The 11,312-nt window shown below is 66.6% G+C and carries 3 protein-coding genes and 1 pseudogene; 1 reads left to right on the top strand and 3 read right to left on the bottom strand.

Features of this window, described 5'->3' with window-relative positions; genetic code table 11:
- Window positions 1-287 precede the first annotated feature (287 nt).
- Window positions 288-471, top strand: a pseudogene (locus ND747_RS22060) (IS110 family transposase); the annotation flags it as partial.
- Window positions 472-1,002: 531 nt separating this feature from the next.
- Here the strand turns inward: ND747_RS22060 and ND747_RS29880 are convergent.
- The 3 genes from ND747_RS29880 to ND747_RS22045 all read right to left on the bottom strand — a co-directional run bounded on the left by ND747_RS29880 (window position 1,003) and on the right by ND747_RS22045 (window position 10,766).
- A complete protein-coding gene (locus tag ND747_RS29880) occupies window positions 1,003-2,235 on the bottom strand; it encodes an RHS repeat-associated core domain-containing protein (RefSeq protein ID WP_251735982.1) in 1,233 nt (410 codons plus the stop codon).
- A 580-nt stretch (window positions 2,236-2,815) separates the two neighbouring features.
- The gene (locus tag ND747_RS22050; protein ID WP_251735980.1) at window positions 2,816-3,508 is read right to left on the bottom strand and encodes an RHS repeat-associated core domain-containing protein; all 693 of its coding nucleotides are present in this window, start codon (window positions 3,506-3,508) and stop codon (window positions 2,816-2,818) included.
- A 544-nt stretch (window positions 3,509-4,052) separates the two neighbouring features.
- Window positions 4,053-10,766 (bottom strand): DNRLRE domain-containing protein, encoded by a 6,714-nt coding sequence (locus ND747_RS22045; RefSeq protein WP_251735978.1) that lies wholly within the window; start codon window positions 10,764-10,766, stop codon window positions 4,053-4,055.
- Window positions 10,767-11,312: the final 546 nt, after the last annotated feature.

Below are 11,312 nucleotides of genomic sequence, written 5' to 3'. Positions count from 1 at the left end.
CGAGGAGCAGCCAGACCCGGAACCGACAAGTAGCTAGTTTTCGAACAACACTGCCTCAAACAGCTTGACGGATTCCGCGGTGAGCTGGCGGACGTCGAGTCGTCGACGGTGGCGACCACGTCCCCGTGAAGGTTGGCGAGCTGCAAGGTGACCGTGCCGGTGTCGGTCTGGACGGCGGCGAGGTCACCGCCGATCCCGGTGATGTTCCGCGACCAGGCCGTACCGACCCCGATCCACGCCGGGCTGTCCCCGGACGCGGACGTGTAGTGGTTGACGCTGGTGGTGGAGCCAACGCCGCGCTCTACCGCCTGCGCTGGGACCCGGCGACCCGCGCCTACGTCGAGGCGTCGCACAGCCGAGGGCAAGTCCAAGAAGGAGATCATCCGCTGTCTCAAGCGCTACGTGGCACGGGAGATCTACACGATCCTCACGACCCCGAGCACTCCCGAGGATCTTCCTGTCGCCGCTTGACATCCATAGGAGCATCACCCCACACCCGACGCTCACCGATATCACTCGGCACGATCCATAGACCGCTGCCCAGCAAAACTTGCCGAGGCCCAAGGGAACCGCCCCGGACCTGAAGAGTCCGGGGCGGTTCACAGATGCCCATCGAGGTGGACGATTCCGCCCTCTGTCAATTGCCTTCGGGCCCCGCACTCTCCCAGCGCGACCCTCGGAGGCCTAGGTACTGGATACGAACCGGCCATCCATCTTCGACCAGTGCACGACGAACCCGCTCCGGCCTTGATGGGATAAACGACAGGCCGAGCTTCTCACCATCCGAACTAAAGAATGTGAAAATCGAGCGCCAGGCAGCTAGATTCCTGATCTTTTCATAAGAAACCAATGCGGTTTCGGAACGGTGGATCTCGTCCTGTCGACCCAAACAGGAGCGCAGCCTGCACACTTCCGTGGCGACAAGGAGCCGCCCTCCCCACGGAATAAGGTTGCTTTGATAGCGCCAGCGCACGACGGACCCGCGGAAAGTTCGAGTTTCACTCAACAGTACCGCCTCCCGAGAATATCCCGGTTAGTCATCACCGATCCACCCCAACCCAGGCCGGGGCTGTAGCCGCCCGCCAGATCCGCACTTGGCGGAGGCAGTTTCTTTCCATTCCCGTAAAGACCAGTCTCGGCATAGACTCCTACTTCGCCAAAGCTATAGCTACCACCAAGTGAATTACAGCCTCGATTATTGTAAGTACGGCGAGTGACTCCTACATACCCACCTACAAAGAAACCGCCCCAGCCGGTCTGCCGATAGACAGTTCCACCCTGTGTCCCGATTCCAACGCACCGGCCAAAGCAGGCGCTCACACCGACCTCGGTGTGGCGATACACCCAACGCGAAGCCCTTGCGGTCCGCACCCAGATACTCTTCTTGCCGCGACAGTGCTTGTGCCAGACCTGGATACATTTGCCGTCGAGGTCGTAGGTGTTGTAGGGGTCTTGGTGGGCGTAGTCGTAGGGGTTGTCGGAGCCGCCGGGTTCGGGATCGGTCTGCAGGAATCGGCCGAGGGACGGGTCGTAAAGGCGGACGCCCATCAGCGTGAGGCCGGAGACGGTGTCGCGGGAGCGTTCCTTCGCACCCAGCCAGCCGTAGCGGGGGTAGGCGGTGGAGGGGAAGTAGGGGTTGCCGAACTCGGTCGACTCCGCGTAGCTCGCCGGTGAGCTGGCGGACGTCGAGTCGTCGACGGTGGCGACCACGTCCCCGTGAAGGTTGGCGAGCTGCAAGGTGACCGTGCCGGTGTCGGTCTGGACGGCGGCGAGGTCACCGCCGATCCCGGTGATGTTCCGCGACCAGGCCGTACCGACCCCGATCCACGCCGGGCTGTCCCCGGACGCGGACGTGTAGTGGTTGACGCTGGTGGTGGAGCCGTCGGTCCAGGAACGGATCCGCCGCGCCGGGTCCAACGCGTAGCTGCGGGTGGCCGAACCGACCGTCTCCGAGGCGACCAGGTCGTTCACGAAGTAGCCCAGCGTCGCCGAGCTGCCCGCGGGCGGGTACGGGTCGGTGGTCGTACGGCCGAACAGGTCATAGGCATAACCCGTGTTGGTGAGCCGGTCAGCTTGATCATAGGAGAAGGAATATACCGTCGGTGTCGTCGACGTCGAACAGTTCCCCGCGTCACTACCCCCCGCATCCGGATAGCTCGACAGGCTGCTGCGGTTCGATTCGGCATCGTAGGCATACACCCGGGTAGAGCAGGAAGCCGGACCGCCATAACTCACCGTGTCGGCGACCGACGTCAACCGGCCCGAGGGGTCATAGCCCAGCGACTTCGATGTTGGGAAAGCAGTGAGCGGAGAGGTAATCGCCCTGAGCCCCACAGAGCCCAGGGCGATTCAACCCGATGCATTCTGTATCAAGTCTTCTATTGTCGGTTCCGAGCCCTCCTCGAAAATCGATCAAAAAGTCGATCGAAGTCGAACGATTCTTTCTGTAAACGCTTCACCGAGAAGTCATCTCGATACATTCTTCGGATATAGCGGATAGCAAAAAATGGATTGTATGGCACCCAGCGCCGACTGTGGATATTCACGAGCGGTGGCATATCGAATGCTTCTCGGGATCCAATATCAGCCGCGATCCTACCCTGCCAGCTCCAGGAAGCCCATCCAAGCACACAGAAAGCCGCCCAAATAGCAGGAACAAGTACCGACAGCGGTCTTTCTGCGAGCAAGCAGAATACTGCAGTCAGTGCGCCACCTGCGAAGAAGATAGAAAATCTACGCCGGAGACGTAGGCGCGAGAAATTTAAGGGCAACATACCGATGGCCGCACAGAATACCCCAAGAACCTGCATCAATATCACCACCAAGGGCTCCTGGTTTTATATCCACCGCCAGCATAGTACGATGTAATTTTTCCAGCGACGGCACCGTGAAGATACGCCGAATAGTCGTACACTCGCCGCTGGACCGGAGATATCCCGCGCCGCCTCCAGGAATGGACGTTCTCCTTTACGGCTCTATCGTACTGATTTACACCTCTCCTGATGGAGCGGCCAATTATTTTTCCTCCGCCCCATGAAACTGCCGCCCCCGCTGCCGTGCCGGCCGCGGCTCTCCACTGGCCATTTACTGCATATCCAGCCGACTGCACGCCAGCGCAGGCGGTTCCAAGAGAGCCAGGCATCCAGTTAGTGCATCGCGTGATCCACTTGTTGTTGCTGACCCATCGCCCGGCCTTCCGAACCTTCTTCCACCAGCTGTTTCCATCGAGATCGAAGGTGTTGTAGGGGTCCTGGTGGGCGTAGTCGTAGGGGTTGTCGGAACCGCCTGGGACGGGGTCGGTCTGGAGGAAACGGCCGAGTGACGGGTCGTAGAGGCGGACGCCCATGAGGGTCAGGCCAGACAGGGTGTCGCGGGAACGCTGTTTCGCGCCGAGCCAGCCGTAGCGCGGGTAGGCCGACGACGGGAAGTAGGGACTGCCGAACTCGGTGGACTCCGCATAGCTCGCCGGCGAGGTCACCGAGGTGTTGTCGTCGACGGTCGCGACCACGTCGCCGTGGAGGTTCGCCAGTTGCAGGGTGACGGTGCCGCTGTCGGTCTGGACGGCGGCGAGATCCCCGCCGATGCCGGTGATGTTCCGAGTCCAGGCGGCGCCGACCCCGATCCACGCCGGACTGTCCCCACCAGCCGAGCTGTAATGGTTGACACTGGTAGGGTGCCGCTGTCGGTCTGGGTCGCGGCGAGATCCCCACCGATCCCGGTGATGTACCGGGATCGGGCGGCAACGATCCCGATCCACGCCTCTTTGACGTTCTCAGTCAGATTTATTCCTCTGATCGGCGCCACGCAGCTCCGCACCCAGAACTCCTCCGCATGCAATGGAGAAGGTCGCCAGGCCAAATCTCCAGAGAAGACTCCAGTTATAGCTACCATGTAGCGTCCGAGATATCAGAATCGCTCCGAATCCGAATAGAACTCCGAGGATGAGGCCGATAACCGTGGCGCGACCCAGGACCCGGATTTTCTGTTGACATTTCATGTCGTGCTCACATCTTTTCCTGAAAATGCAACCCAACCGCATCGCGGCGGCTGCGCTACCGCCGATGTCTTCCCACAGGACGCCGACGAGGCCGCGGCAGAATTTTTCTGCCCTGTATGGCCCTGACACCGGCAGCGCCTCCAATTCCGGCCGCAGCGCCATATCCGGCATTTTGGTACAACCCGCGTGCCGTCGGCTGCGGCGTTGACACCACATATGCACCAGCCCACGTTACGGCTCCCGCTGCAATGAAGCACGCCACCGACGCGACACAGGCCGTTGCACCAAAACCACCTGCCGCCACCACGGCTACATAGGCAATCATTCTTCCGTGCTTCTTCAAAAATCTTCTGAAGTGGAACCGGTTACCGTTGAGGTCGAAGGTGTTGTAGGGGTCTTGATGGGCGTAGTCGTAGGGGTTGTCGGAGCCGCCGGGTTCGGGGTCGGTCTGCAGGAAACGGCCGAGGCTCGGGTCGTAGAGGCGGACGCCCATGAGGGTCAGGCCGGACAGGGTGTCGCGGGAACGCTGTTTCGCGCCGAGCCAGCCGTAGCGCGGGTAGGCCGACGACGGGAAGTAGGGACTGCCGAACTCGGTGGACTCCGCATAGCTCGCCGGCGACGTCACCGAGGTGCTGTCATCCACAGTGGCGACCACATCCCCGTGCAGGTTCGCCAACTGCAGGGTGACCGTGCCGCTGTCGGTCTGGACCGCGGCGAGATCCCCACCGATACCGGTGATGTTCCGGGACCAGGCGGCGCCGACCCCGATCCACGCCGGACTGTCCCCACCAGCCGAACTGTAATGGTTGACACTGGTCGCCGACCCATCGGTCCACGACCGGACCCGGCGGGCCGGATCCAACGCGTAGGACCGGGTCGACGAACCCACCGTCTCGCTGGCCACCAGATCGTTCACGTAGTAGCCGAGACTCGCCGACGAACCAGCCGGCGGATACGGATCCGTCGTGGTCCGACCAAACAGATCATACGCATAGCCGCTGTTCGTAAGCCGATCAGCCTGATCATAAGAGAACGAGTATACCGTCGGCGTCGTCGACGTCGAACAGTTCCCCCCGTCACTACCCCCCGCATCCGGATAGCTCGACAGGCTGCTGCGGTTCGACTCGGCATCGTAGGCATACACCCGGGTGGAGCAGGAAGCCGGACCGCCATAACTCACCGTGTCGGCGACCGACGTCAAGCGGCCCGAGGGGTCATAGCCCAGCGACTTCGACGACGCCGGCGTCGCGTCGATCCGGACCTGGCCGTACACCGAGTTGGCCTGCGCAAACGCCAACCAGGGAGTACCCGACTTCGCGTAGGTCAACGCCGTCGGCTCACCGTTGTCGTCATACCGAGTCGCCGCAACCAGACCGTTCGGATACGTCCGCGACGTCACCTTCCCGTCGGCGTCGTAACCGGCGGTGAACGTCGACGGAGCCGAACCGGCGCCCACGTCCAGACTCGTCAGCAGCCCACGATGCTCACCGGTCGTACCGTCGTAGGTGTAGGTGTAGGTGCCCTTCCCGTCACCAGCGGTGGAGATCCGGCCGTCGATGTCGTAGCTGGTCGAGCTGGAGTTGCCGTCCGCGTCGGTCTGCGAGGTCACCCGACCCCACGAGTCATAACCCGTGGTCATCGTGATGCTGTTCGCCGTGGTCGTCGTCGGCAGACCACTGGACGAGTCAAAACCATAGGTGGCCGTCGGGATCGTGCTCCCGCCGTTCGCCGCGGGGCTCGCCACCACCGCCTCCGACGTCTTTCGGCCCGCGCTGTCGTAGGTGGACGTCGTCGTCCGGGTCGTCGTGTTGACCGTCTCCACCTCGGTCAACGACTCGTTCAGGTCGTTGTACGTGTACGTCGACACCGGCAGCGGGTTGCCGCTCGACGGCTGCGCCGCCGGGCCCGACGAACAGGCCAGACCCGTCCACGAGGCGTTCACACACCCACCCGAACCGGTCGCGGTGAAGTACGAGGTGAGCGTCGTGAACGCGTCCGTGCCCCCGGCGTTCGCCTTCGGCTGGCGCGACTCCACCACGTTGCCGGCCGCGTTGTAGTAGGTGGTCCGCACGATGTCGGGGGTGGAACCGCCACCCATCCACGTCGTCACCGTCGTCGGCTTGTGCAGGTTCCAGCCGGAGGTGGTCGGGTCGGCGCCGGTCTTCGCCTCGTAGCCGTTGACCGTCTTGCGTACGTCGGTGTCGGTGCCGTCCGGCAACCGGACCGTCGTCGTCACCGTGGTGGGCAGCCGGTACGGGGTCGGCGAGGACGGGGCGCCCTGGTCGTAGTCGGTGTGGACGTGCTCGCGGGCCGAGTAGCGGGCACCGCCGTTGTCCACGATCCGGTGCGTCGGACCGTAGGTGTCCGCCACCGACACCCCGTCCGCGGTGTAGGCGGTCCGGGTGTCCAGCAGCTGGGAGCGGGCCGCCGACGTCGTCAGCGACGTCACCAGCGGATCGGTGTCCGCGGTCGGGGCCAACGCCTGGTTGCGGTTCTCCGCCGACAGGGTGCGGATGGTGTTGCCCTTGGCATCGTGCTCGGTGGTGGTGATCTGCCAGGCGCCGTTGCCGTAGGAGGCGCTGTTCACCTGCCGGCCGTCGGTGTTCAGGTAGGTCAGGTCCGCGTACGGCCAGTCCGACGCCGACGGCGACGCCGCCGGCACATGATCCGCCGGGAACACCCCGGCGCCGTACAGCGGCAGGTCCTGCTGCGCCCACCCGGCGACCGCCCCGGCCGACAGGTCGATCGGCGCGCCCGTGCCCGACACCGGCACGTCGTAGGCCACTGTCTGCGTCGCGGTCGGCCCGGCGGGCGTCGGGCGGGACACCGTCGCGAGCCGGCCCGACCCGTCGTAGGCCAGCGTCCAGGTCGCCTGGCCCGGCGGGGTGAGAGTGGCCAGGCGGCCGGCCGAGTCGTAGCTGTAGGTGGTGGTCAGGCCGGTGCGGGGATCCTTCGCCGAGCGCAGCCGCCCGTCCGAGTCATAGGCGTAGGCGGCGACGTTCACCGGGGTGTTGCCGTTGAGGGCGAAGGCGAGCCCGCTGAGGCGGCCGGTGTAGTCGCCCCAGGTCGCCGGGTTGGTGCCGTTACCGGTCGCGGTGGTCGACGTGGCGTAGGTGAGGTTCAGCGCCCGACAGCCGGCGACCAGCGTCGTGCAGGTGACCCCGGCGGGGACGGGGGCGAGGATGCGGGTCACCCGGCCGGCGGAGTCGGTGGTGTAGGAGGAGGTGGTGTTCGAGCCGGGTTCGATGACCTGGCCGACGTGCCAGACGGTGGCGCCGCCAACGGTCTGGGCGACGTAGACGGTCTTCGTGCCGTCGACGTCGAGGTGGGTGAACTGGGTGGCGGTGTCCTTGGTCAGGGTGCTGCCGTCGACGGCGTCATCGCCGACACCGGTGTAGGAGTACGGGTAGGTGCCGGTGCCGGTGCGGGTGTAGACGTCCTGGACACCGGTCTCGTCGGTGAGGGTGGCGTAGCCGCCGGAGTCGGTGTTGTCGGTCAGGGTCTCGTCGGCGGCGCCGGCGTCGGGGCCGGGCATGCTCGCCGTCCAGCCGGGGCCGAAGACGCCGGCCGAGGCGCCGGCGGGCAGCACCTCGAACATCGCCCAGGCGTTGTCCGCACCCGCCGGGGCGGTGGTGGCGATGCTCAGCGCCTGGCCGGGGGCGGTGGCCGCCGCGGTCTTGTAGAGCGCGGCACCGGTCAGGTCGAACTGCGAGTAGGTGCCCTGCAGGGTGACACCGGCAGCGGGGGTCGGGGCGCCGGCGGCGTTCCAGTCGGCGACCGCGGCGAACGCCATCGAACCTGCGGTGGTCGAGGTCAGTGACTGGTTGAGCACGCCCGCGGTGGTGTTGCCGGCCGGGCCGATGTTCGTCGCGCCGATCGGCGTGGTCAGGTTCGCGTTCTTGACGACCACGACCTGCAGGAACTTCGAGCAGGTGTTCGTCGCCGACGTGAGGGTGACGGTGCGGGCGGCGGCGGCGGAGGTCTTCGCCCACCAGGCGATCGCCTCGTCCTTGGTGCCGTTCGCCCCCGAGGAGCCGATCTTCGTCCAGGCCAGGCCGCCGGAGTCGGAGATCGACGGGGTGGTGCTGGCGCCAGCCCCGGTGGAGGCGGTGTCGGCGAGGGCGAGCAGCAGGGAGTTCGCGGGGGCGGTGAACGACGCGGTGACGGCGTTGCCGGCGGCGGTGCAGCCGTTGCCGGCCCAGCCGGCCGCCGCCGGGGTCGACGGGTCGACGGTGAGACCGCCGCCGGCCGGGGCGTTCACCCCGAGGGTGGTGAAGGTGCGCCCGACGGTGAGGTCACCGGTGTAGGCCGGCAGCGACGCGTCGGTGGCGGACACCGAGTAGTCACCGGTGAGCAACGCCACCGATCCCGGTCCGACGGCCTGCGTGGCTTCGGCGTCGGCGAACGCGTGCCGGGTGAACTGGATGGTGTGCGCCGGTGCGCAGCTCACCGTGTTCGAGGCGTCCCGGAAGCAGGCCTGGACCTGCAGCGGCCCGTCGGAGGCGCCGACGGCGGTCATCGTCGCGGCGACGTCCCAGGTCAGCTTGTCGAACAGGCCGGAGCCGTTGCGGACCATCGGCCACGTCGGGTGGGTCGTGCCGCCCGCGATGACGACGTCGCCGGTGGGGATGTCGGTCCAGCCGGTGGCGGTGTTCGTGCCGAGCCGGTACTGGAAGGTGACCTTCGTCTGGGTGGTGGGGGCCTGGCCCTCGAGGGTGGCGAACCGCTGGGCGCGGGCACCGTCCGCGGGTTGCGCGAGCGCCCCGGAACCGACCCCGAAACCGTAGCTGACGACCGACGACAGGTTGCCGGCCTTGTCCTTGGTGCGCAGGTAGAAGGTGTGCAGGCCGCCGCCGACCGTCAGCGTCGGCGTGGTCGTCGCGGTGGTTTCGCTGGCCGGGGAGGGCTGGTCGAGACCGTAGAGGAACGACTGGGTGTCACCGCCGGGTGAGGTCCAGGTGAACGTGCCGGAGGTCGCCGCGGCCCAGCCGCCGGACGGCCAGGCCGCCGAGCTCACCGCGGTGGGTGCGGCGGGTGCGGTGGTGTCGACGGTGAACGGGATCCACGACGACCAGTTCTGCGAGTAGTCGACCCCGTCGAAGGCCCGGGCGCGCCACTCGTAGGCGGTGCCGTTCGTCAGCAGGCCCGCGGGCACCGTCCAGTAGGCCGGCGAGTTCGAGGGGGTGTTCGACACCGACCCGCCGGTGATCTTCGTGGTACCGGTGGAGTTCCACACCTCGACGTCGACGCGGACCTGCCCGCCGTCGGGATCGAACGAGGAGCCGGACAGGGTCGGGGTGGTGGTGTTCGTCAGCACCATCGCCGGGCTGCCGCCGCACTGCGCCGAGCACGGGCTGGTGAAGCGGCCGGCGACCGTGCCCGGGTAGGAGTTGTAGGTGGTGGAGATGTGCGGGGCGAGCATCGTGTCGCCGGAGTAGAAGTACTTGAACTGGTTGGCGTCAGACTCGTTGGGGGCGCGGATGGTCAGCGCCTCCGGGGAGGCGAAGCCGTTGTGCGCCCAGGCGTCGACGAGGCCGGTGATGTCGATGTTCGTGCCACCGGAGCCGGTGCAGGAGCCGCCGTTGTTGAACGTGGCGTTGCCCCAGTTGGTGCCGTCCGCGCTGGGCTGGGTGTTCCAGGTCGTGCCCGCGCCCATGCCGCCCGCGCCCTGCACGACCGTCGGCTCGGCGGTGCACGTTGCCGAGCCGCCCTGCCACAGGTTCAGCACGGCGGACGTGACGTGCCGGTTCTTGATACCTGAGTCGTCGAAGCGCAGGAACGAGCGGTTCACCGCCGCGCCGAGGTAGTTGCCGACTCGCAGGGTGTCGCCGGTGTCGTAGTTCGTCGTCGGGTTGGCGTTGTTGACGTCGGTATCGAGGTTGTCGGCGAGGGTGGCCGCCGGGTCGATGGTGACCGGGTACTGGCGGGCGGCGTCGGTGAGCCAGGCCCTGTCGGGCTTCAGGGTGAGGGTCGGTGCGGCGGCGGTGCCGTCGAGGGTGGCGTCGACTCCGTGGGTGTGGTCGGGCAGCTTGGCCTTCGGGTCGACGTGGGCGTCCCACATCAACGGGGCGGGTGAGCGGGCCGTCACCTTGCCGCCGGCGGACAGCCGCAGCTCGCCGTCCTTGGTGCGCGCGGCGGTGACGCCCTTGAGGCGCATCGGCAGGCGCAGCGCGGCCTGGGCCGCCGCGGGGGTGTGGGCGACGATCCGCACGTCGTAGCCGGTCGGGGTGACCTTGACGAGCAGGTCGGTGCCGGGGGCCACGTCGGCGTAGGTGGCGGTGCTGCCGGCGAGGGTCGGGGCGGGCAGCGCGTCCGGCCAGGCGAAGGCGAGTTCGCGGGGGCCGTCGACCAGGGTCGCGACGTCTCCGCCGGCCCTGCCGCCGGCGGAGAGCACGATGCCCGCCTTGGCGACCTTCGGAGTGACCTTTCCGTCGGCGAGCACGAGGGTCGAGTCGACGTCGGCCCAGCCGTCACCGCGGTGGACCCGGCGGATGCCGGAGTAGGAGTCGACGGTGATCGTGCCGTCGGGGTTCACGAACGTCGACGTCGACTCGGTGCGGGCGTCGGTGACCTCGATCCGCCGCTTGTCCGCACGCGCGGCGAGCTGCGCCGAGACGAGGTCCGGCCGCTCGGGCGGCCCGGCGTCCGTCGGGGGCGGCTGCGCGGTGGCCGCCGCCTGGGCCACGTGCCGCGCGGCCGGCACGAACTCGGCGACTGTCATGGCCAGAACCGCGACCAGCAGCACCCCGAGAACACGGGTGAACAACATGCGAGGGCGCCCGGGCGACGTCCACATCAGGCCAGCTCCGATCCACCGGAAACAAAGAGATCCGCACACGGATGTCCGCGCGGTCGCCGAGGGGAACGGCAGACCGCGCGGACCACCGAAAATGACAGGGGCGTGGATCGCGGTACAGAAATCAGGACCGGCGTTGCTTTTCTGTAGCGCTACCCACGGTTACCTTCACGCGAAAGCAGCCGCAGCGGCAGCTACCTCCGGTGATGAAGGAAGGCGGCGAACAGCGGCTTTCCCGGAAGCCCTTGAACTGCCGGTGAGCGCATCCAGCCAGGAGGATCATCAATAACCACCGTCAGTTAAGAGTGTTACCTGGGTCACCCAATGGGGTGTTACTTCGCCGTAACATATGGCCCCAATTCTTGGGCAATGCCGATCACCCCAGAGATTGATCGTTACGGGCAGCAAGGAACTTTCTGCCCGAAAGGGGTGGCAATCGCAGCGCCCATATGTCAGAGTCCTGCTCCGGATCAGAGTCACGGAAGATCTCGGTGTCGCACTTCCGGTCGTTGTCGCCCA

The sequence above is a fragment of the Frankia sp. R82 genome (assembly GCF_023716925.1).
Classification (GTDB): Bacteria; Actinomycetota; Actinomycetes; order Frankiales; family Frankiaceae; genus Frankia.
The sequence above is the reverse complement of the archived record's forward strand: the minus strand, read 5'-3'. Positions and strand labels throughout refer to the sequence as shown.